The 23,763-nt window shown below is 71.0% G+C and carries 21 protein-coding genes and 3 pseudogenes; 6 read left to right on the top strand and 18 right to left on the bottom strand.

What is annotated here, in order from left to right; genetic code table 11:
* Positions 1–147: 147 nt before the first annotated feature.
* On the top strand, positions 148–963 hold the full coding sequence (locus QQK49_RS02855) for a hypothetical protein (protein WP_284302601.1): 816 nt from the start codon (positions 148–150) through the stop codon (positions 961–963).
* A 247-nt stretch (positions 964–1,210) separates the two neighbouring features.
* On the opposite strand, the gene QQK49_RS02850 is transcribed toward QQK49_RS02855, so the two are convergent.
* The 7 genes from QQK49_RS02850 to QQK49_RS02820 all read right to left on the bottom strand — a co-directional run bounded on the left by QQK49_RS02850 (position 1,211) and on the right by QQK49_RS02820 (position 8,031).
* On the bottom strand, positions 1,211–1,948 hold the full coding sequence (locus tag QQK49_RS02850) for an HNH endonuclease signature motif containing protein (RefSeq protein ID WP_284302600.1): 738 nt from the start codon (positions 1,946–1,948) through the stop codon (positions 1,211–1,213).
* 56 nt (positions 1,949–2,004) lie between these two features.
* Positions 2,005–2,280 (bottom strand): hypothetical protein, encoded by a 276-nt coding sequence (locus QQK49_RS02845; RefSeq protein ID WP_284302599.1) that lies wholly within the window; start codon positions 2,278–2,280, stop codon positions 2,005–2,007.
* Between the two features lie 239 nt (positions 2,281–2,519).
* Positions 2,520–3,017, bottom strand: a complete 498-nt coding sequence (locus QQK49_RS02840) for an MOSC domain-containing protein (RefSeq protein WP_431310506.1) — start codon at positions 3,015–3,017, stop codon at positions 2,520–2,522.
* Entirely contained in the window at positions 3,014–4,012 is a 999-nt protein-coding gene (locus QQK49_RS02835; RefSeq protein WP_284302598.1) for a DMT family transporter, read from the bottom strand. Before QQK49_RS02835 ends, QQK49_RS02840 begins: the two co-directional genes overlap by 4 nt.
* A gap of 25 nt (positions 4,013–4,037) precedes the next feature.
* Positions 4,038–5,693 carry a bifunctional phosphoribosylaminoimidazolecarboxamide formyltransferase/IMP cyclohydrolase gene (gene purH, locus QQK49_RS02830; protein ID WP_284302597.1) on the bottom strand — a complete coding sequence of 552 codons (1,656 nt, stop codon included), beginning with the start codon at positions 5,691–5,693 and terminating at the stop codon, positions 4,038–4,040.
* A 164-nt stretch (positions 5,694–5,857) separates the two neighbouring features.
* Positions 5,858–6,490, bottom strand: a complete 633-nt coding sequence (gene purN / locus QQK49_RS02825) for a phosphoribosylglycinamide formyltransferase (RefSeq protein ID WP_284302596.1) — start codon at positions 6,488–6,490, stop codon at positions 5,858–5,860.
* A 56-nt stretch (positions 6,491–6,546) separates the two neighbouring features.
* Positions 6,547–8,031, bottom strand: coding sequence for a cell division protein PerM (locus tag QQK49_RS02820; RefSeq protein WP_284302595.1), 1,485 nt, complete (start codon positions 8,029–8,031; stop codon positions 6,547–6,549).
* A gap of 140 nt (positions 8,032–8,171) precedes the next feature.
* Here QQK49_RS02820 and QQK49_RS02815 point away from each other — a divergent pair, with 140 nt between their 5' ends.
* Positions 8,172–9,005 carry a prepilin peptidase gene (locus tag QQK49_RS02815; RefSeq protein WP_284302594.1) on the top strand — a complete coding sequence of 278 codons (834 nt, stop codon included), beginning with the start codon at positions 8,172–8,174 and terminating at the stop codon, positions 9,003–9,005.
* Here QQK49_RS02815 and sucD read toward each other — a convergent pair.
* The 3 genes from sucD to icmB all read right to left on the bottom strand — a co-directional run bounded on the left by sucD (position 8,992) and on the right by icmB (position 11,728).
* Positions 8,992–9,879: a succinate--CoA ligase subunit alpha gene (gene sucD, locus QQK49_RS02810; RefSeq protein WP_284302592.1), complete on the bottom strand. Its 888-nt coding sequence runs from the start codon at positions 9,877–9,879 to the stop codon at positions 8,992–8,994. The two genes, QQK49_RS02815 and sucD, sit on opposite strands and share 14 nt — an antisense overlap.
* 33 nt (positions 9,880–9,912) lie before the next feature.
* Entirely contained in the window at positions 9,913–11,094 is a 1,182-nt protein-coding gene (sucC, locus tag QQK49_RS02805; RefSeq protein ID WP_284302591.1) for an ADP-forming succinate--CoA ligase subunit beta, read from the bottom strand.
* A 232-nt stretch (positions 11,095–11,326) separates the two neighbouring features.
* Positions 11,327–11,728: a coenzyme B12-dependent isobutyryl CoA mutase small subunit gene (gene icmB, locus QQK49_RS02800; RefSeq protein ID WP_284302590.1), complete on the bottom strand. Its 402-nt coding sequence runs from the start codon at positions 11,726–11,728 to the stop codon at positions 11,327–11,329.
* A 294-nt stretch (positions 11,729–12,022) separates the two neighbouring features.
* Here icmB and QQK49_RS02795 point away from each other — a divergent pair, with 294 nt between their 5' ends.
* A complete protein-coding gene (locus tag QQK49_RS02795) occupies positions 12,023–12,955 on the top strand; it encodes a M23 family metallopeptidase (protein ID WP_284302589.1) in 933 nt (310 codons plus the stop codon).
* 63 nt (positions 12,956–13,018) lie between these two features.
* On the opposite strand, the pseudogene pcrA reads toward QQK49_RS02795, so the two are convergent.
* Both pcrA and QQK49_RS02785 read right to left on the bottom strand, forming a co-directional pair.
* Positions 13,019–15,522 (bottom strand): annotated as a pseudogene (gene pcrA, locus QQK49_RS02790) (DNA helicase PcrA).
* Positions 15,523–15,959: 437 nt separating this feature from the next.
* Positions 15,960–16,307, bottom strand: coding sequence for a hypothetical protein (locus QQK49_RS02785; RefSeq protein ID WP_284302587.1), 348 nt, complete (start codon positions 16,305–16,307; stop codon positions 15,960–15,962).
* A 141-nt stretch (positions 16,308–16,448) separates the two neighbouring features.
* Between QQK49_RS02785 and QQK49_RS02780 the strand changes: the two genes are divergently transcribed.
* Complete coding sequence (locus tag QQK49_RS02780; RefSeq protein ID WP_284302586.1) at positions 16,449–16,661, top strand: hypothetical protein; 213 nt, start codon at positions 16,449–16,451, stop codon at positions 16,659–16,661.
* A 7-nt stretch (positions 16,662–16,668) separates the two neighbouring features.
* Here the strand turns inward: QQK49_RS02780 and QQK49_RS02775 are convergent, their stop codons facing one another.
* From QQK49_RS02775 to QQK49_RS23125, 3 genes and pseudogenes are all read right to left on the bottom strand, one after another.
* Complete coding sequence (locus QQK49_RS02775) at positions 16,669–17,391, bottom strand: LuxR C-terminal-related transcriptional regulator (protein ID WP_284302585.1); 723 nt, start codon at positions 17,389–17,391, stop codon at positions 16,669–16,671.
* A gap of 2 nt (positions 17,392–17,393) precedes the next feature.
* Entirely contained in the window at positions 17,394–18,074 is a 681-nt protein-coding gene (locus QQK49_RS02770; RefSeq protein ID WP_284302584.1) for a sensor histidine kinase, read from the bottom strand.
* Between the two features lie 442 nt (positions 18,075–18,516).
* Positions 18,517–18,648: pseudogene (locus QQK49_RS23125) on the bottom strand (PspC domain-containing protein); the annotation flags it as partial.
* A 202-nt stretch (positions 18,649–18,850) separates the two neighbouring features.
* Between QQK49_RS23125 and QQK49_RS02765 the strand changes: the two are divergent.
* On the top strand, positions 18,851–20,215 hold the full coding sequence (locus QQK49_RS02765; protein ID WP_284302583.1) for a PspC domain-containing protein: 1,365 nt from the start codon (positions 18,851–18,853) through the stop codon (positions 20,213–20,215).
* Positions 20,212–20,556, top strand: coding sequence for a hypothetical protein (locus QQK49_RS02760; RefSeq protein ID WP_284302582.1), 345 nt, complete (start codon positions 20,212–20,214; stop codon positions 20,554–20,556). Before QQK49_RS02765 ends, QQK49_RS02760 begins: the two co-directional genes overlap by 4 nt.
* On the opposite strand, the gene QQK49_RS02755 is transcribed toward QQK49_RS02760, so the two are convergent.
* From QQK49_RS02755 to QQK49_RS02745, 3 genes and pseudogenes are all read right to left on the bottom strand, one after another.
* Positions 20,508–21,407 (bottom strand): type 1 glutamine amidotransferase, encoded by a 900-nt coding sequence (locus QQK49_RS02755; RefSeq protein ID WP_284302581.1) that lies wholly within the window; start codon positions 21,405–21,407, stop codon positions 20,508–20,510. The genes QQK49_RS02760 and QQK49_RS02755 overlap by 49 nt on opposite strands.
* Positions 21,404–22,518, bottom strand: a pseudogene (locus QQK49_RS02750) (MurT ligase domain-containing protein). The gene QQK49_RS02755 and the pseudogene QQK49_RS02750 overlap by 4 nt, the downstream one beginning before the upstream one ends.
* 336 nt (positions 22,519–22,854) lie before the next feature.
* Positions 22,855–23,760 (bottom strand): PRD domain-containing protein, encoded by a 906-nt coding sequence (locus QQK49_RS02745; protein ID WP_284302580.1) that lies wholly within the window; start codon positions 23,758–23,760, stop codon positions 22,855–22,857.
* Positions 23,761–23,763: the final 3 nt, after the last annotated feature.

Raw genomic sequence — 23,763 nt, 5'->3', positions numbered from 1 at the left:
CATGGGCAAACACGCCCGGCCGGGTGCTCGACGAGCCCAGGACCGACCCCTGCGGCCACGGCAGCCGACCTCCCACGAGGGCGTGACCGCCGCCGACGTATCCCAGGCGTCTCGCCCCACCCCGCCCCGCTCCCTATCCTGCGAAGGATGAGCTGTCGCCGCCGATCCGCTGTCGCCGCAGGCCTCCTGGCCATGACGGCGCTCTCGGGCTGCGCCGGCCTCGGGCTTCCGCCGACCGCACCGCTGACCACACCCGCGCTCTCACCGGAGGCCGGAACGCCGGGTGCGACGCCGTCGCCGACGGACGGCACACCGACGCAGGCAGCCCCCACCGACACGCCACCCAGCGAGCCCTCACCGACCGGCGGGGCGAGCACCTCCCCCGCCGACAGCGTCGCCCGGCTGCCCGGTGGCAACGGCAGCGCGACGCCCCTGCTCGTCCCCACCTCGGCGCTGCCGACCGGGTGGACCGCCACCCCCGCACGCGACACCCGCGGCTACCGGATGACGGTGTGCGGGGTCGATCTCGAACCGAGCGATCCGGTCGACGGCGCCCAGCAGAACTGGCAGGCCTCCGCCGCGGGCCCCTACCTCGAACAGCACGTGCGGGTGTACGCCGACGACACCGCCGCCACGGTCACCAAGGCCCTGGCCTCGAAGATCCCCGACTGCACGACCTACACCGCCAAGGACGGCGACGGCGGCCAGAGCACCTTCACGGTCGAGAAGCTCTCCCTGGCCGGCGCACCCGCCGGGGTCGTGGCCTGGCGTCAACGCGTGCGGATCCCCGTGCCCGGCAGCGCAACCGGCACGTCCAGTCCCACGACGGCCGAGGTCGTGCAGGACGTCGCGGTCCGCCGCACGGGCGCCTCCGTCGTGCTGCTCAACGCCTACGGGGTCGGCAAGAACCCTGACGACGCCGTGCTCGTGGACGCCCTCAAGGCCATCGGCTCACCGTCCTGAGCCGGGTTCGCACTCAGGGCGATCGGTGCTCCTGATGGATCGACCACGGTCATCTGAGCCTCGATCTCGGCCGCGCGGCAGCGAGCGCTCAGCGCTTGCAGCAGCGCCTGCGCCGAGCCGCATAGGCGCCTCAGACCGTCATCAGGTCGCGGGCCGGAATCTTGAGTCGCCGAGGCCTGCGACCCGGCGGCCTGCGCACCGTCACCGGCGAATCAGGTCGGACAGGGGTCGACACATGGGACGGGGCTCAGGCTGCGGGGGCAGCGCGGCTGTGCGCGGGTGGTCGCCACACGACCCGCGATCCGCGTTCGCCCGGTGGTCCTTCCACGGTGCCGACGAGTCCGTCGCGGTGGACGACGGTGTGATGTCGGCAGCAGAGCAGGGCGAGTTCGTCGAGGTCGGTGTGGCCACCGGTCTCCCACGGATTCAGGTGATGGGCTTCGCACCAACTCGGTGGCCGATCGCAGCCGGGGAAGGTGCAGCCCTTGTCCCGCTGGGCGAGGGCGGCTCGCTGAGCGGGGGTGGCCAGGCGCGACGCGCGTCCCACATCCAAGGGCTGACTCGCGCTCCCGAGGACCATCGGGATGATCTGGGCGTCGCACGCCATCCGGCGCACGTCACCGGGAGCGACGGGCTGCTCGAACCCGGTCCGGCCGTGACCGGTCTGTTCGATCAGCCACGTCCACGGCATCGTGATCACCACCCGCGCCCGTGCAGAGCGTCCGGTGGGCGCCTTGTCCGGGGTGTGCTCACTGCGCGACAACAGATCGGGGTCGGTCGCCACCACCGAGCACATCTCGATGACGGCATCAGCTCGCCGCTGCCCGGGGGTGCGCAGGTCGGCGAGCCCATCCTGGGCAGGGGTCGGCGCAGACAGGGCGGTGAGCGCGGCTTCGACGACGGCGTGCGAGGCGGGATCCAGCTCGATCCGCGCGGCGTACATCCCGTCACGGGTGCGCCGGAATGCGGTGACCTGTCGATGCATCGCCCGCTCGTCGCAGTCGTCCTGAAACTCTGCCGGGAGGCCGTATTGGGACACGATCATGTCGCGGGCGTGACCCAGCGGTCGCGCGGAAGCGCCGCCGGCGCAGTAGCGATGACGCCGCGGGAGTCGGCCTCGGCCGTCAACGCGAACGCCAACCCTTCGGCCAGCGCCCGCACCTTCAACGCCGCCGACGCCAGTGCACCGACCTGCCCATCACCGAGCCGCACCACGTGCTCCCGCACGGCATCGAGGACCGCATCCAGCCGCCCCTGCTCCATGAGCGCGACGGCTGCATCCAGCGTCATCTCGGGAGGTGCGGGGCGGCTTGTCATACCCCTGATTTTATCCGAATACGTGTTCGATGACTAGTGGTTTAGCCAGCCTTTTTAAGACATCCTGTCTATCAGCGTCGGCCAATCTCCATCGGCGGCGTCGATCGATGCGGACATCGTTCGCCGACGCATCGTTCGGCAGACCTAGACCGGCTCCAGCGGTGCGTGAGGGTGCTCGGGCAGCGCCACCCTGATCGACTGGCCGGCGCGAACTGTTCCACCACGCTCGACGACACCCATCACGCCGGCCTTGCGGACCAGCCGCACGGATCTGATCTCCGCGGACGCGGTCGACGGAGCAGGCTCGTCCTGGGGGAGCCGTCCGGCTTCTCCAGGACGACCTTGAGCAGCCCCGGTCGGAACTCGTTGATCTGCGCGCACGGGTTGCGCAGCCCGGTGAGGCGGATGACGGCGTCCCCGATCGTCAGCGTCGTGTCGACGGGGAGTCCCACCAGGTTCACTCCGGAGGTCAGGATGTTCTCGCCGAGATCTCCTGGCCTGAGCTCGTATCCCCGTGAACGGGCCTCGTCGAAGAGCTCGGCGTGGATGAGGTGTACCTGCCGGAGGTTGAGCTGGTTCGGGTCGCGCCGTACCCGGGATCGGTGCTGGACGAGGGTTCCTGCGTGGGCATCGCCCGCGACGCCGAGTCCGGCGACCAGGAGGATCGACTCGACGGGTGTCTTCGAGAAGCGGTGCACCTCATCACGGCTCACGGCCTCGACCACAGGGATACTCACTCGCCCGATTCTGCTCCCTGTCTGCACCTCGTCGCGTCCAGGTTCACGGCCCGATCGTCGCCTGACCTCGCGCGCCGTGCGGCCACGGCCGCACCCACCGCGGAGGCCAGGGTGAGCGCGACGCCCGCGAGGACGATCCCGTCGACGTGCGCCGCCGGCCCCGGCGAGACGAGATCGACGACGACGGCACCGATGAGCTGCCCGGACAGCGTCAGCAGGGCGGCGAGCAGGACGCCGAGATGATGGACGACGACCGCACCGACGGCGACGAACACGATGCCCACCATCCCGCCCGTCCAGGCCCAGACCGGCGCGTCCAGACTCACGGGGGCCGACCAGGTGCCACGAACGACCTGGGTGAGGAGGATGCCGAGGAGCAGCCCACTGCCCCAGGTGAAGTTGACCCATGTCGTCGCCGCGACACTGCCCGAGTGCCGGTTGACCCGGCCGTTGACCGCCTGCTGGACGGCCAGCCCGGCGCCCGCGGCGACGGCGAACAGGACCGCCGCGACGGGCACGCCGTGGACCCCGAGTCCCCCACGACCGGCCATCGCCACCCCGACACCGATGAAGGTGCCCAGGGCCGCCACGACCCGCGTCACCGAAACCGGCACCCGACCTGCCGGCCCGAGTCCGACACCGTCCACGAGCAGGGCGTTCGTCGTCTGACCGCCGACCAGCGCCATGGTGAACATGGCGACGCCGATCTGCGGCACGCTCCACACCTGGGCCGCGACGAAGAACCCGCCGCCCAGGCCGCCGAAGAACTGCCACCACGCCAGGTGCCGGTCGCGGTAGGCCTGTCGCGCCCGACGTAGCCCGGCACGGGCCTTCGGGTGGAACAGGCCGAGGCTCAGCAGGATCCACCCGCTGAGGAACGACCACAGCGCGGCGTCGATGGCCGACTGGAACGTCGTCGCGAGCATCGCGTTCGCCCGGGACTGGAACGCCGTGAGCGCCCCGGCGGTGAACGCCGCGACACCCGCGAGGACCACGAGGGAGGAGCTGCCCGCGGACGACTCAGTGCGCGAAATGACGGGTTCCCGTGAAGTACAGGCTGACTCCCGCCGCCGTCGCCGCTTCGATCACCTCGCCGTCGCGCACGGACCCGCCGGGGGCGACGACCGCCGTGACACCGGCGTCGAGGAGCACCTGCAGGCCGTCGGCGAAGGGGAAGAAGGCGTCGGAGGACGCCACGGCACCACGGGCCCGCTCCGCGCCGGCACGGTTGACGGCCAGGTGACAGGAGTCGACCCGGTTGACCTGGCCCATCCCGATGCCCACCGACGCACCGTCGCGCGCCAGGAGGATCGCGTTCGACTTCGTCGCCCGCACGGCCCGCCAGGCGAAGGCGAGGTCGGCCAGCGTCGCCTCGTCCGCCGCGCTACCGGCGACGAGGGTCCAGCGGCTCGGGTCGTCGCCGTAGCCCTGCGTCGGGGACGCGGCGTCCTCGGCGCGGTCGATCTCGGCGTCGATGAGGTCGCGCTCCTGCACGAGCAGTCCGCCGGAGATCGGGCGGGTCTCCCAGGAGTCCCGCGGCGGAGCACCGCAGGTGAGCAGGCGCAGGTTCTTCTTCGCGGTGAGGATCTCCAGGGCGGCCGGGGCGAACGAGGGAGCGATGACGACCTCGGTGAAGATGTCCTTCACCTGCTGCGCCATGGCCTCGCTGACCTCGGTGTTCGTCGCGATGATCCCCCCGAACGCGCTGACGGGGTCGCAGGCGTGGGCGCGGGCGTGGACCTCCGCGACGTCCTGACCCCGCGCACCCACGGCGATCCCGCAGGGGTTGGCGTGCTTGACGATCGCGACCGTCGGGACGTCGCCGTGGTCGTACGCGGCCCGCAGCGCGGCATCGCCGTCGACGTAGTTGTTGTAGCTCATGGCCTTGCCGTGCAGCTGCTCGGCCTGCGCCAACCCGGCCGGACCGCCGACGTAGAGGGCCGCGGCCTGGTGAGGGTTCTCGCCGTAGCGCAGCACCGAGGCGCGCTGGTAGGCCGCACCGACGAACTCGGGGAAGTGGCCACCCGCCTCCCCCGGACCGGCCGTGTCGAACTGCTGCGCCATCCACGTCGCCACGGCGACGTCGTACTCGGCGGTGTGGGCGAACGCCTGAGCCGCCAGCCTCGCCCGGGCCGCGTAGGTGAAGCCGCCGGAGCGCACCGCCTCGAGAGCGTCCTCGTACTGGGCCGGGGACGTGAGCACCGCCACGCTCGGGTGGTTCTTGGCCGCGGCGCGGACCATGGAGGGACCCCCGATGTCGATCTGCTCGACGCACGCGTCGACGTCGGCGCCCGAGGCGACCGTGTCGGTGAAGGGGTAGAGGTTGACCGCGACGAGCTCGAACGCCTCGACACCCAACTGCTCGAGCTGTTCGAGGTGGTCGGGTTTGCGGGTGTCGGCGAGGATCCCGGCGTGCACCCGCGGGTGCAGCGTCTTGACCCGGCCCTCGAGGCACTCGGGGAACCCGGTCAGCTCCTCCACCCGGGTGACGGGCAGGCCGAGACCCTCGATCGCCGCCGCCGACCCGCCGGTCGAGACGAGCTGCACCCCGGCCTCGTGCAGGCCACGGACGAGGCTCTCGAGGCCGGACTTGTCGTAGACGGACACCAGCGCCCGCCGGACCGGCCGTCGGCCGTCGCTGTCGTCGAGGGCGGTGACGGGGGTGGACTCGGGCATGCGCGCGCTCCTGGTCGAAGTCGGTCGAAGTAGATCGAAGTGGGTAGAGGTCTTGTGCTTCGGCACCCAGGCGGGCGATGCCGACGAAGTCACTCCCCGGTGGTGTCCCACCCGCGCCACTCGTGTGCGCTCAGCCTACCCGTGGGCGTGTGCCGGCCCGGCCCCTAGGCTCGGCCGCCCGGGGAGCCTGCGCCCACGCGTACGACGCGTCCGTCCACCCGCCAGCCGTGGGCGCTCATGGCCTCGACGAGGTCGACCAGCATCTCCCGCTCCTCGACCTTGATGCGCTCGTGGAGGGTGTCCTCGGTGTCGTCCTCGCGCACGAGGACCGCCCGCTGATCGATGATCGGGCCGGTGTCGACACCGCCGTCGACGAGGTGGGCGGTGCACCCGGTGACCCGGACGCCGTGGGCGAGGGCGTCGCGGACTCCATGCGCCCCGGGGAAACTCGGCAGCAGGGCGGGATGGGTGTTGACGACCCGGCCGGAGAAGCGGGCGAGGAAGTGCTCGCCGAGGATCTTCATGAACCCGGCGGAGACGACCAGCTCGGGCTCGAAACCCGCCACCGCCTCGGTGAGCGCCACGTCCCAGGCCTCGCGATCCGGGTGATCGCCGACCGCGACGACGAACGTCGGGATGCCCGCGCCCTCGGCCCGCCGCAACCCCTCGATCCCGTGACGATCCGCCCCCACACCGACGATGCGAAAACCGCAGGCCGGGTCGGACGCTGCCTCGATCAGGGCCTGGAGGTTGGTTCCGCCACCGGAGACGAGGACCACGACGGGGGTGCGCTGCATGAGCACAGGCTAACGATCCGGCAGGTCACCGCGCGCACACCGGAGGGTGGCGCGGATCAGTCGTCCTGGGGCGGCTTGCTGCGCCGAGGACGGAGACGTCTGCCGGGAGTCTCGTCCTCGCTCTTCTTCGGCGCGTTCTTCTTCTCAGGCTTCTTCGGCGCGTTCTTCTTCGGCCCGGCCTTGTTCGGCTCGCTCTTCTTCGGCACGGCCTTCTTCGTGGACGTAGGCGACGTCGTGGTCGTCGACGTCGTGGTCGTCGGCGACGCTGCGGGTTCGGAGCGATCACGCGCCCCTGCCCCGGTGCGCCGCAGGCGGAGTCCCGCGAGACCCACCACGACGAACGCAGCGAGCCCGACCTCCCCGGTGAGGCTGAGGGCCGTCAGCACGGCGTCGACACCGACGTGGGCGAACCGGCCCCCACCGACGGACCCCGACGCGGCGACGGCCACCACCAGCATGACGATGCCGTAGAGCGCGACCGCGGCTCCCGTGAGCCTGGCGCGACCGATCCACGTGCCGTCGGCCCGACGGGCGCACCACACGCCGAGGAGGATGCCGACGAGCACCGGGCCGGCCACGACGATCGGGGTCCAGGCGGGCATCGGTCCGGGAGGCGGCGCGGCGGCCAGCACCGGGATGAGCGGGATGATCCCCGGCTCCGAGGCGCCCCACGACACCGACGTCCCCCCGCCGAGGGTGAAACCGGGACCCGCGAGCCAGGAGGCGCCCCACAGCGACAGGGTGGGCAGGTAGGCGAGCTGGGCGAGGGTGAGCAGGGTCGCGCCGACGACCCCGCCGCCGATCCTGGCGTACACGGCGGTGACCGACGGGAACGCGACGGCGACCGCGACGATGACCGTCAACGCCCCCAGGGCGAGGGTCAGCAGCGTGGCCCGCAGCGCCGGCCGGATCGCGGCCGCGACCCACTGCGGGACGTACTCCCGCCAGGCCCACGCGACCCTCGGCGCGAGCGCGTCGAGGTGTCCGCGGTAGGTGGGCAGCAGCGCGAGGAGGTACGCGAGCGCGGCGAGCAGGAGCGCCCCGAACGCGGTGAAGGCGATCGAGGGCCGAGCGCCGCCGAGGTGAGCGCCGACCGCCAGGAGCGCTGCGACCAGGGCGTACCCGGCGACGAAGGCGGCCCCGGCCACCGCGACGTCGCGGCGCACACCACCGAACCCCCGCAATCGCGGCGAGGTGGCCTCCGGATCGGGGACGACGCGTTGCGCCGACCACCACGCGCACAGCAGCGGCCAGTGGGCCAGCAACCACGGGATGAGGCCGACGCTGCCCTGGTCGAGCCGAAGCGGGGCGCCGTGGGCGAAGGCCCAGCCGGCGAGTCCGGCCGCGACCGTCACACCCGCCGACTCCGAACCGCCCGCGCCGGTCAACCAGCCGAGCACCGCGAGGACGACGAGCATCGTCGCCGACGCCGACGCCGCACCGGCGCCCGACCCACCGGCGATCAGCCAGACGGGGAGGACGTCCTCCTCCTGGGACGAGGGGGAATCGAGGTCTCGCACACGCATCAGGGTGTCACGCATCAGGGGTTCATCGTCTCCCGGGCGAAGGCGCGCGCGGGGTTCCCACGCCGCGCGGGGTCTGTGGACGACCGCCACACATCGGCGGGCGAGCGGGTGAGGCTTCGGATCACCGCCACGTCACCGAAAGGGGTCGGTGCCCCATGATCCACGACCCGTCCGGCAGCGCCGCACAGGTGATCGCCGTGGTGTTCCCGACCTCCCCACTTCTGACCGCGGGGGCGGGACTCGGGCTCGCGCTCTTCGCGCTGGGGCTCGGGGTGGGGTTCGTCGTCGAGCGTCGTCATGCCCGCGGGTGGTACCGACGTCCCGGTGACCCGCCGCCGCGCAGGACGAGGGGCGTCCCGACGGTGATGACCGCCCTCGCGTGGCTGCTCCTGGCCCTCAGCCTGCCTGCGCCGACGACTCCGCCGGCGGTCGTCGTGCTGCTCACCCACCTGGCGTTCGCGGCGGTGCTCGTGGCCGCGGCGTGCGTCGACGTATGCGTGCAGCGGCTGCCCGACGTCCTCACCCTCCCCGCGGGTGCGGCGGCGACGGTCCTGAGCATCCTCGCCGTCGTCGCCGGAGACGGACCGACGTCCGAGGCCGGAGCACGCGCCCTGCTGGCCGGGGTCGTGGTGCCGGCGCTCACCCTGGTCGCCGCCCTGGCCGTGAGAGGTCTCGGCCTCGGCGACGTCAAGCTGTCGTGGTCGCTGGCCGCGGTATCGGCCTGGCACGGCTGGTCGGTCCTCGCGGCGGGCCTCGCGATCACCTGGCTGCTCGCCGGGCTCGCCGCCGCACTCCTGCTCCTCACCGGCCACGCCGACCGGCGCACCCCCTCCCCCTGGGCCCCTTCCTCGCCCTGGGCCCGCTCCTGGCTCTGGCTCTGGCTATGCCCCTCGCCATCACCCCTGTCACCAGCACCTGAACACCGCGACGGCCGGACCCCTGTCGGGATCCGGCCGTCGGTGGAACAGCCTGGGGTCAGAGACCCTTGACGATCTCGCGCATCAGTTCGGCGGTCTCGGTCGGGGTCTTGCCGACCTTGACACCGGCGGCCTCGAGGGCCTCCTTCTTGGCCTGAGCCGTGCCGGCCGAACCGGTGACGATGGCGCCCGCGTGGCCCATCGTCTTGCCCTCGGGAGCCATGAAGCCCGCGACGTAGCCGACGACCGGCTTGGTCATGTTCTCCTTGATCCACGCGGCCGCACGCTCCTCGGCCTCGCCACCGATCTCACCGATCATCACGACGCCGACCGTCTCCGGGTCGTTCTCGAACGCCTCGAGGCAGTCGATGTGCGTGGTTCCGGCGATGGGGTCGCCACCGATGCCCACACCGGTGGTGAAGCCGATGTCGCGGAGCTCGAACATCATCTGGTAGGTCAGGGTGCCCGACTTGGAGACGAGCCCGAGCTTGCCCGGTCCCGAGACGTCGGCCGGGGTGATGCCCGCGTTCGACTCACCGGGGCTGATGATGCCGGGGCAGTTCGGGCCGATGATGCGGGTCTTGCCCTTGCCCTTCGCGTAGTTGAAGAACTCCGCCGTGTCCTTGATGGCGATGCCCTCGGTGATGATGACGAGGAGCGGCATCTTGGCGTCGATGGCCTCGATCACGGCCGCCTTCGCGGCAGCCGGCGGGACGAAGACGACGGAGACGTCGGCCCCGGTCTCCTTCATCGCCTCACCGACGCTGCCGAAGACGGGAATCTGCTTGCCTTCGGGGAAGTCGACGGTCTGGCCCGCCTTCTTGGGGTTGACGCCACCGACGATCTTGGTACCGGCCGCGAGCATGCGGGCCGTGTGCTTCATGCCCTCCGCGCCCGTCATGCCCTGCACGATGACCTTGGAGTCGGCATTGAGGAAGATTGCCATGTCTGTTGTCTTTTCCTTCTCGTCGGTCGTCGGTTACTTGGCGGCCAGTTCGGCGGCCTTGCGGGCGGCGCCGTCCATGGTCTCCTCGATCGTCACCAGCGGGTGGTCGAAGTCGGACAGGATGCGGCGGCCCTCGTCGACGTTGTTGCCGTCGAGGCGGACGACCAGGGGCTTGGTGGCGCTGTCGCCGAGGCTCTTCAGGGCGCCGACGATGCCGTCCGCGACCGCGTCACAGGCGGTGATGCCACCGAACACGTTGACGAACACGGCCTTGACCTGCTCGTCGCCGAGGATGACGTCGAGTCCGTTGGCCATGACCTTGGCGGAGGCGCCGCCACCGATGTCGAGGAAGTTGGCGGGCTTGCTCTTGCCGCCGGTGTGCTCCTCGCCCGCGTAGGCCACGACGTCGAGGGTGCTCATGACGAGACCGGCGCCGTTACCGATGATGCCGACGTTGCCGTCGAGCTTGACGTAGTTGAGGTGCATCGCCTTGGCCTTGGCCTCCAGCGGGTCCTCGGCCTTCTGGTCGACGAGGTCCTCGTGCTCCGGCTGGCGGAAGCGGGCGTTGTCGTCGATGGTCACCTTGCCGTCGAGGGCGACGATGCCGCCGTCCTCGAGCTTGACGAGGGGGTTGACCTCGACCAGCGTGGCGTCCTCCTCGCGGTAGACGACCCACAGCTTCTGCAGGACCTCGGCGACCTCGGCCTTGACGTCGTCGTCGAAACCGGCCGCCTCGACGATCTCCTCGGCCTTGGCCGCATCGATCCCGACCAGCGGGTCGACGCCGATACGGGCCAGCGCCTCGGGACGCTCGACGGCGAGGGTCTCGATGTCCATGCCGCCTTCCTTGCTGCACATCGCAAGGTAGTTGCGGTTGGTGCGGTCGAGCAGCAGGGAGAAGTAGTACTCCTCGGCGATCTTGGCGCCCTGGGCGATCATCACCGTGTGCACCGTGTGCCCGTTGATGTCCATGCCGAGGATCTGCTCGGTCAGGGACGCGGCCTCCTCGCCCGACTTGGCGAGCTTGACGCCACCGGCCTTACCACGACCGCCGGTCTTGACCTGGGCCTTGACGACCGTCACGCCACCACTTCGGGCGCCGATCTCCTCCGCAGCGGCCTGCGCCTCCTGCGGGGTCGTCGCAATCTCGCCGGCCAGCACGGGGACACCGTGCTTCTCGAACATGTCACGAGCCTGATACTCGAAAAGATCCACGGCACTTCCTCGTCATCGATGGTAGAGGTCCGAGCGGGAGTCTACCGACGGCCGGAGGCGCAGAACTATCGAGTCCTACGGTCGGGGGCCACGATCGGCCCTATCGAGACGCAGGTCACACCGCTGAGCGCGGAAGACCGACCGGGCGGCCCACCGGGCCGCCCGTTCACCTCACTGCACCGACGTGGATGCGATGACGATCACACCGCGGGGCGGTGTGCAGTGCGACGCGTCAGGCAGGTGTGACGTTGGACTTGACCCAGTCGACGATCTCGGTCGTCGTCGCGCCCGGGGTGAAGACCTTCGAGACACCCAACCGGGTGAGCTCGGGGATGTCGTCCTCCGGGATGATGCCGCCACCGAAGACGGTGATGTCGGCGGCCTCGCGCTCCTTGAGGAGTTCGATCGTCTTGGCGAACAAGGTCATGTGCGCACCGGAGAGCACCGAGAGCCCGACCGCGTCCGCGTCTTCCTGGATCGAGGCCTCGACGATCTGCTCGGGGGTCTGGTGGAGGCCGGTGTAGATGACCTCCATCCCGGCGTCACGCAACGCCCGCGCGATGACCTTGGCACCACGGTCGTGCCCGTCGAGTCCGGGCTTGGCCACCACGATGCGCAACGGAGATTCACTCATGACGTCAGCCTAGCCCGCAGCGCGGACCCCATGTGAGAAGGCGGCTTGAGAAGAAGGACCGAAGTCCCGGCGCCCGACCGAGGGGGTCTGGCGGCACCACCGCGAGGTGGGGACCCGAGGAGGCGCCGGGTGGACGCAGAAGGTGCAGAAGGAGAGGTCCGCGGGGCGAGGAAGACACGTGTCGTTCTCTTCACACTCGTTCAAGACGCTCGTTCGATACGATTTCTTTACCGCCCCGTGACCATGCATAGTGTGTTTCGTTACCGCCCCTGAACCGGATCCGTGCGAGGTCCCATGCCGACATCGAAGTCAGAACTCCTGGGGACACGACGTCCCGGTGAGGCCCTCCCCCTGCGCCCCGGCGCACGGACGCGGCGGCATCGATGGGCACGACGCGGCGGAGCTCTCACCGCGATCGCCCTGATCAGCGCCTCGATGTGGGCCGGCACCGCTGCCCCCGAGGACGTTCCGGCCCTGCAGGCGATGTCTCTGCCCATGCTCAACGCTCCGCACCAGGCCGAGGTCGCCGCCGCCCAGCAGCAGGCCGTCCAGGACCAGGCGGCCGCGCAGGCCGAGGCCGACGAGCTCGCCCGCCTCCGCTTCCCGGCGGACGCCCTTCCTGCCGCGTCGCTGCCCGGTCTCACGATCCCGGAGACACCGGCCGCGGCCGCCGCCGCCTCACCGAACGTCTCGGCATCCGGACGAGCTGCGGCAGCGGTCTCGGCCGGCGCCGGAGTGCGCGTAGGACCGGCCATGCGGGCCCGTCTCGAGGCCGAGGCACGCGCCTCACGCGCAGCCGACCGGGCCATGCTCGGCGCCAGGCCCGGGTTCGCCCGACCGGTCGAAGGCGCCCACATGACCTCGCCGTTCGGCCAACGCTGGGGCCGCTTGCACGCGGGAGTCGACTACGCCGGGCCCGTGGGCCTGTCGATCCGGGCCGTGGCCGGCGGCACGGTCACGGTGGCCGAGGTCCAACCCGGCTACGGCAACCTCGTGGAGGTCGAGCACGAGGACGGGTCGTTCTCCCGCTACGGACATCTGCAGAAGATCCGGGTCGAGGTCGGCGACGAGGTCGAACCGGCCCAGATCATCGCCGCCCTGGGCAACACCGGCCGCTCCACCGGACCGCACCTGCACTTCGAGGTGCGCACCCCGAAGGGCGCGCCCATCGACCCGATGCCCTGGCTGACCGATCGCGGCGTCGTCCCCGTCGACGCGACGAAGTGACGGGCGCTTCTCGACCCTCTCCTCGCGCCGGCGCGCCGGCCCGGCGCGCAGAACCGCTCCAGCTCAGAGCTTCTCGAGCGGGGCGTACCGCAGCAGTAGTCGCTTGACCGCGTCGCCGCCGAAGTCGACGTGCGCCATGGTGCGGTCGCCCTCACCCTCGACGCGCACGACCTTGCCCAGACCGAAGGAGTCGTGGTTGACCCGGTCCCCCGCCTTGAGCGACGGGATCTGGCGCCTGCCCGGCTGCGTCGGCCCCGAACGCGCCGAGAGGGTGGCCACTCCCGGCGCCCTGCGGGTCGTGACCGCCGAGGACCCGGTGAGCGAGGCGTCGGTGCGCTCCCAGTCGATGAGCTCCTCGGGGATCTCGCCGAGGAACCTCGACGGCGGGTTGTACTGCGGCTGACCCCACGCCGAGCGCACGACGGCGCGCGAGAGGTGCAGGCGTTCGCGGGCCCGGGTGATGCCGACGTAGGCCAGGCGGCGTTCCTCCTCCAGTTCGTCGGTGTCGAAGAGGGAGCGGGCGTGCGGGAACGTGCCGTCCTCGAGCCCCACGAGGAACACGACGGGGAACTCCAGGCCCTTGGCGGTGTGCAGGGTCATGAGGGTGACGACGCCCTGGTCGGCCGCGGCGTGTGCGCCGTCGGCCACCGCCTCGTCGGGCACCTCGTCGGCGTCGGCGACCAGCGAGACGCGCTCGAGGAAGTCGTCGAGGGAGGCGACGGACTCGTTGCCGTCGTTGGCGGCCTGCTCGTCGAACTCCCGTGCCACGCCCACGAGTTCGGCGAGGTTGTCGAGGCGGGTCTCGTCCTGGGGGTCTCTGCTCTCGCGCAGTTCGTCGATGTAGCCACTCTGGTGCAGCACCGCTTCGAGCAGGTCACCCACGCCCGCGCCCGAGTCGTGGACCTCACGCAGCGATTCGAGCAACGCGGTGAACGTGCCGATGGCCTTGACCGACCGCGTCGCGATGCCCGGGGCCTCCTCGGCCATGGCCAGGGCCTGCACGAACGAGATGCGCTCCCGCTCGGCCAGCAACGAGACGCACGCCTGGGCCCGGTCACCGATGCCCCGCTTGGGCACGTTGACGATGCGGCGGAGGTTGACCGTGTCGGTGGGGTTGGCGATGACGCGCAGGTAGGCCAGCGCGTCCTTGACCTCGCGACGCTCGTAGAAGCGGGTGCCGCCCACGATCTTGTAGGGCAACCCCACGCGGACCAGCACCTCCTCCAGCGCGCGGCTCATCGCGTTGGTGCGGTAGAAGACCGCGACATCGCCGGGGCGGACCCCGTGCTCGTCGGAGAGCTGGTCGATGCGCCTCGCGACGAACGCGGCCTCGTCGTGCTCGGAGTCGGCGACGTACCCGATCGCCTTCGCGCCGTCGCCCGCGTCGGTCCACAGCCGCTTGGGTCGCCGCTCGGAGTTCTTGGCGATGACGGCGTTGGCGGCCTTGAGGATGGTGTTCGTGCTGCGGTAGTTCTGCTCGAGCAGGATGGTGCGCGCCTGCGGGTAGTCCTGCTCGAACTCGACGATGTTGCGGATCGTCGCGCCCCGAAACGCGTAGATCGACTGGTCGGCGTCACCGACGACGACGAGTTCGCCCGGCGCCACCGGGTGTTCGTTCGGCCCGACCTCGACCGGCGCGGCCAGTTCGCGGACCAGGACGTACTGGGCGTGGTTGGTGTCCTGGTACTCGTCGACGAGCACGTGACGGAACCGGCGGCGGTAGTACTCGGCGACGTCGGGGAAGGCCTGGAGGATGTTGACCGTCGTCATGATGAGGTCGTCGAAGTCCATGGCGTTCGCCTCGCGCAGCCGCCGCTGGTACATCGTGTAGGCCTCGGCCAGGATGGAGTCCGCGGGGCCGGCGCCCTCCGCATTCGCGCGGGAGGCGAACTCCTCCTCGTCGACGAGTTCGTTCTTGAGGTTGCTCACCTGCGTGGAGAACGACCGCGGGGGTAGCGCTTGGCGTCGAGGTCGAGGTCGCGCATGACCATCGCCATGAGCCGCTGGGAGTCGGCCGCGTCGTAGATCGAGAAGCTGCTCTTGAGGCCGACCCGCGAGGCCTCCTTGCGCAGGATGCGCACGCACGCGCTGTGGAAGGTGCTCACCCACATGGCGCGGGCCTTGGGTCCGACCAGCGACTCGACCCGCTCGCGCATCTCGGCCGCGGCCTTGTTGGTGAACGTGATGGCGAGGATCTGACCGGGGTTGACGTGCCGTTCGGCCAGGAGATAGGCGATGCGGTGCGTGAGCACGCGGGTCTTGCCCGACCCGGCGCCGGCGACGATGAGCAGCGGCGCGCCCTCGTGCACGACCGCCTCGCGCTGCTGGGGGTTGAGCCCGGCGAGCAGCGCCTCGACGTCGACCTGCGGCCCGGCGCCCCCGCGACCGCCACGACCACCGCGGGGACGGTCGGGGGCCGCCGCACCCCGCACGGCCCACATCGGCACCCCGGAGGCGTCGACATCGCCGCCGGGCGGGTCGGCCTCACGCGCGGGAGAGGCGCGGCGTGGGCCCTGCTCGGTGGGTGCGGGGACGTCGAAATCGGGGAGGTCGTCGAAGAGGCTCATCTCGCCGCCGAGTCTAGGACGTACCTCCGACAACCCTCGCCTAGCCCGGAGGGTGGACCACGCTCGGACAGCAGGCGTCGTCGAGACCGTGGCGCCTACGGTGCTGTCTCACCCCTGGCCTCCTGTCCGAGGAGAGAAAAAAGCGTTGCGGTCGTGCGCCCTGCCGCCCTACCGTCGAGGGACACAGGAAGGGAGGTGATCCGATAGTGAAGAACTCTCGGACATGTGAGGTGATCGCGCGATAAGCGCGTTCCGTCTTCGGACGCGTGACGTCGGAATCCACCGCGGTCACCGCGATCGGCAGGCTCGTGCGGACTCGTCCACCGCGCACGGCTCGTGAGCCACCTGCCGGCCGTCCAGCACGACGAACCGGCACCGCCCTCTTCTCCAGGGTGGTGCCGGTTCCGTTCTCGCGCGGTGTGCTGTGCGCCCCCGCGTCAGAGGCCGAACAGCGCGTACAGGGTGTTGGCGACGACGAGCGCGGCCGCGAGGTGCATGAACAGGGGCTTGTTCTCGCCCTTCTTGGCCTTGGAGCTCGCGATCTCGCACAGCGCGACGACGGCCAGGGCCACGATGAGCTTGACGCCGACCCACATGTGGTTCATCGACCAGCCGGCCATCTCACCGCCGGCGACGATGGCCAGGCCCAGCAGCAACTGCAGACGCGCACCCCAGACCATGATCGGGTGGATCACCCCCGACGCGAGGCTCATCACATATCCGACGACAAGAAGCGCGAGCCCACCCCAGTGGGCCCATCCGAGAGCGACGAGAGCAGTATCCATGGCCCCACCCTACGGAAACCGGCGCGGTGATCCCGAATCGGTGCGCTGCTCATGCTCGGTGGTCATGGTCGGCACACTCGGCCCAGGCCCGGCGCCTCCGCGCCGATAGGAAGGGCGACCGTCGACAGGGGGTGAGGGGCCATGGCGGAGAGACCGACGAGCGCCTCCGACGTGCGACCCGGCGACCATGTGCGGCTGATCTACGACTGCTCGGCGGCCCTCACCGGTGTCGTGCGGGAGAGCCCGCGGGGACTCGTGCTCGACATCCCCGGGGATCACTACGTCGTGCGCCGGCCCGACGGGTCGACACCCGAGGACGTCGTGCGGATCGAGGTCGTCGACGAGCCGCGCTGAGCGTGCCTCAGAGCAGGTGTCGGTGCATCGCCCACGCCGTGAGTTCGTGACGCGAGCTGAGCTGCAGCTTGCGGAGCACGCTGCTCACGTGGGTCTCCACGGTCTTCACCGAGATGAAGAGCTCCTTGGCGACCTCCTTGTACTGGTAGCCGCGGGCGATGAGGCGCATGACCTCCCGCTCGCGCGCGGACAGCCGGTCGAGTTCCTCGTCGACCTCGGCGACCTCACCGGCGGCCGCGCCGAACGCGTCGAGGACGAATCCGGCGAGCCTCGGGCTGAACACGGCGTCGCCGTCGGCGACCCGGCGGATGGCGGCGACGAGGTCGTTCGGGGAGATGGTCTTGGTGACGTACCCGCGGGCACCCGCGCGGATGACGGCGATGACGTCGTCGGCGGCGTCGGAGACCGACAACGCCAGGAAGCGCACCGGCCGTTCGGGGTCGGCCATGACGCCCTTGCACTCCAGGAGCACGTCGGTGCCACCGCGGCCCTGACCACCGGGCAGGTGCACGTCGAGCAGGACGACGTCGGGACGGGTCTGCGTGACGACCTTGACGGCCTCCTCGACGCCCGCCGCCTCCCCGACGATCTCGAGTCCAGCGCCGGCGAACTCGGCGAGCTCACTCTTCACGCCCGTGCGGAACATGCGGTGGTCGTCCACGAGCACGAGCCGGATCGCCCCACCCGAACCCGAACCAGCACCCGAAGAACCCGAACCAGCAACGCTCATCGTCACCCTCTCCCTTCACCTGACACAGCACCTGAGGTCTCGGACAGTGGCTCAGGCGGTGCTGTGTCGTCGTCGCCTACTGTCTCAGGCTGTGGATCGCGGACGGGCAGGGAGAGGCTGACCTCGGTTCCGACCTCCAGGCACCGGATACGCGCCGACCCGCCGTGTCGTTCCATCCGCCCGAACAGCGACTCCCGCACGCCGAGACGGTCCTCCGGCACCGCGTCGAGGTCGAATCCCGGCCCGTGGTCGCGGATGAACGCCTCGACCAGGCGCGGCCCGACCTCGATGTACGCCGACACCGGCGGAGACCCGTGGCGCACGGCGTTGGCCAGCGCCTCCCGCATCGCGGCCACGAGCGCCTGACCGGCCTCGTCCAGCGGGCGGTCACCGGTGAGGACGAGGTCGACCGGCACCCCGTGGAGGTCCTCGATCTCGTGCGTCACGGCCGCTGCCGCCGCGGCGAGCGTGTCGACGCTCTGCGTCGGGGCGCCGTACAACCACGACCGCAGCTCACGTTCCTGCGCACGGGCGAGTTGCGTGATGCGGGTGGGGTCGTCGGTGCGTTGGATGAGCGCGAGGGTCTGCAGCACGGAGTCGTGCAGGTGCGCCGCGATGTCGGCGCGTTCGGTCTCGCGGATGCGGGTCGTCTGCTCGATCTGGTAACGCTGCCAGAACCGCATGATCCAGGGGCCGAGGACGAGGGCGAGCCCCCGAGCACGGCGAGCGTGGCGAACATGACGTCCCAGAGGATGCGCACGCCCTGCTCACGCGCGATGAGGACGACGACCCCGGTGACCGCCAACAGCGCCCCGAGGCCGACGCGGACGATGCCCTCGCGCCGCCCTCGGGAGTGGTCGAGCTGGGACCAGGCCAGCACGGCACCGGCGCCGACCGCGAGGAACGGCAGCAGGTTCTCGATCGTGAAGGTCCATCCCCCGCCACCGCGCCGCTGACCCAGATCGCGCCGCCGGCGAGCAGCACTCCGCCCACCAGCAGCAGCGTCGACGGACGGGACAGCCCGGCGAAGGAGTCGCCTCCGACGAGCTCACGGCCCGCCTCACCCCGGGGCGTCATCACCCAGAGCAGCCCGTAGGCCGCGACGCCGAGACCGCCGGCCACCGTCATCGCCACGAAGATCCAGCGCACCAGGCGAGCCGGGACGTCCAGGTGTGTGGCGACCCCCTGGCACACGCCGGCCACGTGCCCGTCGCCTCGGACGAGGCGCGGCAGCTCGGTGCTCGGTGGCGCGGTCATGTCCTCATCGTGCCCCGCTACCTCACGGTTCGTCACGCGCCGGCGGCATAGTCCGGGGTCGTCCCTGAGCGATTCGGGGTGGATTCAGGGTCGCCCCTCATATCGCGGGGGTGCTGCGTCGTCCACGATCGAGGTAGGCGCCCGCCCACCACGGCGAGGGCGCCGCAGACAACAGCGGCGCAGGGTCCGCGAAGGAGTCGTCATGGCTGAGAACGCGCTGGACAGGTTCGTCCGGCAGAGCCTGAGCACCGGTATCCGCCGGCGCTCGGAGCGTCGGTGGGTCGCCGGGGTGTGTGTCGGCCTCGCGGCGCGCTACGGCGTGGATCCCGTCCTGTTCCGGGTCGGGTTTCTGCTGCTCTCGCTGTTCGGCGGCATCGGGATCCCGGTGTATCTGATGTGCTGGCTGCTGCTGCCGGCCGAGGACGACACGGTCGCTCTCGACCGCGCGGTGCGCGGCGGCGACAGGATCGCCATCACGCTCATGGTGTTCACGATCATCGCGGTCGTCGGCACCCTCACTCCCGACGGCGACAAGACGGGGCTGTCGTTCCTCGGCCTCGTCGCCGTCGCCGGCATCGTGTGGTTGCTCGTCAGGAGCCGGAGCGCACCGGGCACGGTGCTCACCTCGCCGCACACGCAGCCCGAGTCCTCGACGGCTGCGGACCCGACGACGGCCGGTGAGGTCGCGACGACCAGTGCGCCGGACACGACCACGTCGGCCACGCCGGTGAACACGCCGACGGCCGCCCCCGTGACGACTTCGAGCCCTGACGCGCTCACCTTCGACCGACCCGAGGACCGCACTCCCCCGCTGGTCAACCCGCTGCTCGGGGAGCCTCAGGACGTCCGGCCGCATCCCAGCGGGTGGGCCCCGCAGCCGATCCCGACAAAGCCCCCGACCTCCGCGCCCGCCCGCGTCGCTCGCCGCCGCGACCCCTCGTCCTGGCTGGTCACCCTCATCGCCGCGGGGCTCGCGATCCTCGCCTACGTGGGTCTCGACCTCATCCCCGTCGAGGGCGAGCAGCAGTGGATGGTGCCGATGGCCGGTTCGCTGGCCGTGCTCGGGCTCGTCCTGATCGTCACCGCGATCACGCGCCACCGGCCGCCCCTCGTGACCCTGTCGGCGTGGGCCCTCGCGATCAGCCTGCTGGCCAGCATGGGTGCTGGAACGACGTCCGTCGGCGACACGGTGTGGCGGCCGACCAGCGTCGCGGCGCTGGAGACCGTGTACGACGGCGGGATCGGCACGCATGTCCTCGACCTCACGGCGGTGCCGGTCGGGGCGGAGACGCATCGGGTCCGGGTGTCGCACGGGGTCGGTGACCTGGAGATCAGACTCCCCGCCAACGCCCGGACGTCGGTGACGACACAGCTGGGGTTGGGTGCCGTCCACGTCGTCGAGAACGGCCACGACCGGGAGATCGCCGTCGGCAACGACGTCACCACGCCGATCGACATCGGCACCGGCCACCACGCCTACGACATCGAACTCGACGCCGGCGTGGGCGAGATCACCGTCCGCCTCACCGACACCCACGCCCCGGCCATCGAAAGGGCCACGCCATGAGCACCGTGCATCCCGACCCCACCAACCCCTACGCCCACCGGGACGTGACCGAGACCGACCCGACGCACAGCGATGTGGCGACCGGCGCCACGGCGACCGAGCGGCGGCGCGGAGTGCGCGGGTTCCAACTCCTCACCGGCATCGCCGCCCTGCTCGTCGCGGCGTTCGTGGCGGTGACCCGGCTGACCGGCTACACCGTCGACCTCGACCCGGCCCAGTGGATGTTCGGCATCGGCGGCCTGTGCGTCCTGTTCGGCGTCGTCGGGCTGATCCGCAGACGCCGGCGCGCGGCTCAGACCTCACGGCCCTTGGCCGCGGCCGTGAGCAACCGGTCGACCTGACGCCGGCGCGCCTGGTCGGCGAGCGTGTCGTCGATCTCGGCGGGCTCGAACCCCTTGCCCGAGACGCGGTCGAGCGCCACGCCGAGCAGGCGGTCGATGAACGCCGGGTTGGCGGGCAGCACCGGGCCGTGCAGGTAGGAGCCGTAGACGTGGTCGCGCACCGCGCCCTCGGTGCCGTCCTTGCCGTTGTTGCCCTTGCCGTAGCCGAGGATGCCGAGCGGCGCCTGGCCCGAACCGCGTTCGGTGGAGCCGGAGTGGTTCTCGTACCCGACGATGTCGCCGAGATCGGTGCGCAGCAACACCGGGCCGATCATGCGGACGTCGTTGCCCTTCGTCGTCACGTCGAGGATGCCCAGGCCGGGGATGACCCGGCCGGAGGTGGTCCGGAAGTCGTGGCCGAAGAGCTGGTACATCCCGCAGATCATGAGCATCGGCGTGCCGTCGTCGGCGAGGGCCGTGAGCATCGGACCGATCCGCTCGAGATCCTCCCGCACCCGGTCCTGCCCGGAGTCCTGGCCGCCGCCGCCGACGACGAGGTGGATGCCCTCGGGCAGCGTTCCGCCGGGGTGATGTTCGTGCACCTCGGCGTCGTAGCCGTGGCGGCGGGCGCGCATGGCGAGGGCGCGGGTGTTGCCGCGGTCGCCGTAGATGCTCATCTCGCGGGGGTAGAGGTGGACGATGCGGATCCGCCCCTTGCGGTGCCCGGTGGCCGGGCCCGCGCCGGTCGGGTCGTCGAGGGGGACGTCGATCATCCGGGCGCCGTCGTGCTCCGCGTCGTGCGCATCGCCGGCCATGTCTTCGGCTGTGTCTTCGGCATTGCCCTTGTCGTCGCCGATTCCGTTCCCGCTCACTTGCCCTCCGCCCCGAATTCCTCCAGGCCGTACCGCGCGGCGAGCACCCGCCGCAGGTGCATCATCGCCGTGTAGGTGCAGAACAGGCGAAGCGGCTCACCGGGGTGCCGGTCGAGGAAGGCGTCGAGTGCCTCGTCGAGGTCGATGACGACGGCGTCGGTGCTCACCCCGTCGTACTCCAGGCGCAGGGCCATGTCGTAGGCGCGGATGCCGCTGGTGATCGACACCCCCGCTCGCGCAGGGAGGAGAAGGACACGTCGTAGAGCCAGCTGACGTCGCGGCCGTCGGCGGTGTTGTCGTTGATGGCGATCATCGTGGCGGCCGGGTGCCCGCCGTAGGTGCCGAGGGCGACGGTGAACCCCGCGGGGTTCTTGACGAGCACGAGTTCGAGGGTGCGGCCGTCGCCGAGGTCGATCACCTCACCCCGGCCGAACGGCGGGGCGACCTGGGCCAGTGCCCGGGTGGCCGCGGCGGGGTCGAAGTCCTCACGCAGGATCGTGCGTGCGGTGGTCGCCGCGGCGGTCGCGTTGATCATGGCGGCCAGTCCGCGCTGCCGCAGCTCGACGGGCCCGACGTGCGGGCCGGCGCCGAACTCCACGGAGAACCGGCCGGGCTGGTCGGGGTCGGGGTCGGGGTTGAGCAGCCCGTCGGCGCCGGTGGCGGGCGGCGGGTCGGCCACGGCGCCGCGGACGTCGTCCTCCTGCAGTTCGGGCAGCCGGTCCGCGATGGAGGCGTGCAGGCCGAAGTAGGTGACCGGCGCGCTCATCTCGTCGGCGTGGCGAGCGACGAACGGGTCGTCGCGGTTGATGACCACGCCGCGCGTGGCCTGGACGCCCAAGCGACGCAAGAGGTCTGCGGTGTGGTCGATCTCGGCGAACCGGTCGAGCTGATCGCGGGCCACGTTGAGCAGCAGCGCGTGCGTGGGAGCGACGACGCGCGCGAAGTGCAGGGCGTGCGCCTCGTCGAGTTCGAGCACCGCCACGTCGGCCCGCAGCCGACCCGAGATCCCGATCTCACCGAGCATCGAGCTGATGACGCCGCGGGTGAAGTTGCTGCCCGTGGGGTTGCTGAACACCGCCCGGCCGTGCGCGCGCAGGATGGCGGCGAGCATGCGCGTGGTGGTCGTCTTGCCGTTGGTGCCGGTGACGACGACGACGTCCTCCACCCCCGCCAGGGCGTGCGCGAGGAACGTGGGGTCGATCCGCTCGGCGAGGAGGCCGGGCAGCGCGGAGCCACCACCACCCTTGACACGAGCCGCCGCACGCGCGGCCTTTCCTGCAGCGACGGCGAGAGAGGTCCTGAGCACGTCGGTCAGCCTAGACGTCGTACCTCGGCGGTACACATAGCAGCCCGCGCGTCGGCGCCGGCGAGACCACCCGTGAGGAGCCAGACAGGGCTGCGGGACCGTTCGGCGGATTCGGCATCGACACCCGGTGGACGGACGGCCTCAGCTCCTGCGCTGAGCCGAGGTGAGCCGGGCGATGTGGAGCGACGGATATCCGACCTCGTCGGCGGTGATCGCCCTTCCGTGCGCCGAGAACACCGATCGGAGATCCTCGGCCGCTGCATGAGCTTCCGGGTGGGACTCGCGCAGATCGACCAATCCACGAGAGGAGCCGTCCTCGATCAGACGGTCTTCATCCATTCTCGCCAGGAGATAGCGCAGGTGAGCGACGAACCGGGCGACATTCATCGGGTCGGCGTGGATGTCGGCGCCCGTGCGAGCAGCCACGACGTCGAGGATCTCGGAAATCCGTCGCGTCATCTGTGCGGACTTGGCGAGGTCTCCGGTCGCGAAGCGGGCGTTGACGAGGTGCAGGGCGAACGCGGTGGGCTCTCCCTGCGGAAGGGCCCACCCCAGTTCCTGTTCCACCAACTCCGCAGCCTCGCGACCGATCACTGCTTCTTCGGGGTAGAGCTGGTCGATCTCCCAGGACAGCGGATGCGGGCCCTCCTCGGCTCCCAGCCGCAGCTGAGCGTGGTGGATGTGGTCGGCGATCGTCAAGAGCAGCGGTTGCTCGCCTGCCACACCGAGGCGTCGTGCGGCCAGCTCCACGATGGACTGGGCGACGAGGACGATGTCGAGGTCGATGTCGGCGAGAAAGGCCGCCAGTTGGGGCAGGGAGTGCGAACCGTCCGGAACGAATCGCTGGGTGACTGCCGCCATGTCGACCGCGTCCCCCAGGCCCTTGTTCCAGCCGATGCCCTTGCCCATCAGGACACATCGCTCACCCGACCCACTGGTCGCCAGGACTGCGCTGTTGTTGAGCGCACGCACGACCTCCATGCTCACCTCCTGTGGCGTCGGTGGGGCAGCGCTGCCGGCCTGCGCCACCCCACCGACGACGGTCACGAC

It is taken from the genome of Mobilicoccus caccae, assembly GCF_030161635.1.
Taxonomy (GTDB): Bacteria; Actinomycetota; Actinomycetes; order Actinomycetales; family Dermatophilaceae; genus Mobilicoccus; species Mobilicoccus caccae.
The sequence above is the reverse complement of the archived record's forward strand: the minus strand, read 5'-3'. Positions and strand labels throughout refer to the sequence as shown.

Excerpts from the sequence above, each read along its gene's own strand:
- QQK49_RS02855 (WP_284302601.1), top strand. The coding sequence starts at position 148 with ATGAGCTGTCGCCGCCGATCCGCTGTCGCCGCAGGCCTCCTGGCCATG.
- QQK49_RS02850 (WP_284302600.1), bottom strand. The coding sequence starts at position 1,948 with ATGCATCGACAGGTCACCGCATTCCGGCGCACCCGTGACGGGATGTAC.
- QQK49_RS02845 (WP_284302599.1), bottom strand. The coding sequence starts at position 2,280 with ATGACAAGCCGCCCCGCACCTCCCGAGATGACGCTGGATGCAGCCGTC.
- purH (WP_284302597.1), bottom strand. The coding sequence starts at position 5,693 with ATGCCCGAGTCCACCCCCGTCACCGCCCTCGACGACAGCGACGGCCGA.
- purN (WP_284302596.1), bottom strand. The coding sequence starts at position 6,490 with ATGCAGCGCACCCCCGTCGTGGTCCTCGTCTCCGGTGGCGGAACCAAC.
- QQK49_RS02820 (WP_284302595.1), bottom strand. The coding sequence starts at position 8,031 with ATGCGTGACACCCTGATGCGTGTGCGAGACCTCGATTCCCCCTCGTCC.
- QQK49_RS02815 (WP_284302594.1), top strand. The coding sequence starts at position 8,172 with ATGATCCACGACCCGTCCGGCAGCGCCGCACAGGTGATCGCCGTGGTG.
- sucD (WP_284302592.1), bottom strand. The coding sequence starts at position 9,879 with ATGGCAATCTTCCTCAATGCCGACTCCAAGGTCATCGTGCAGGGCATG.
- icmB (WP_284302590.1), bottom strand. The coding sequence starts at position 11,728 with ATGAGTGAATCTCCGTTGCGCATCGTGGTGGCCAAGCCCGGACTCGAC.
- QQK49_RS02795 (WP_284302589.1), top strand. The coding sequence starts at position 12,023 with ATGCCGACATCGAAGTCAGAACTCCTGGGGACACGACGTCCCGGTGAG.
- QQK49_RS02785 (WP_284302587.1), bottom strand. The coding sequence starts at position 16,307 with ATGGATACTGCTCTCGTCGCTCTCGGATGGGCCCACTGGGGTGGGCTC.
- QQK49_RS02780 (WP_284302586.1), top strand. The coding sequence starts at position 16,449 with ATGGCGGAGAGACCGACGAGCGCCTCCGACGTGCGACCCGGCGACCAT.
- QQK49_RS02775 (WP_284302585.1), bottom strand. The coding sequence starts at position 17,391 with ATGAGCGTTGCTGGTTCGGGTTCTTCGGGTGCTGGTTCGGGTTCGGGT.
- QQK49_RS02770 (WP_284302584.1), bottom strand. The coding sequence starts at position 18,074 with ATGCGGTTCTGGCAGCGTTACCAGATCGAGCAGACGACCCGCATCCGC.
- QQK49_RS02765 (WP_284302583.1), top strand. The coding sequence starts at position 18,851 with ATGGCTGAGAACGCGCTGGACAGGTTCGTCCGGCAGAGCCTGAGCACC.
- QQK49_RS02760 (WP_284302582.1), top strand. The coding sequence starts at position 20,212 with ATGAGCACCGTGCATCCCGACCCCACCAACCCCTACGCCCACCGGGAC.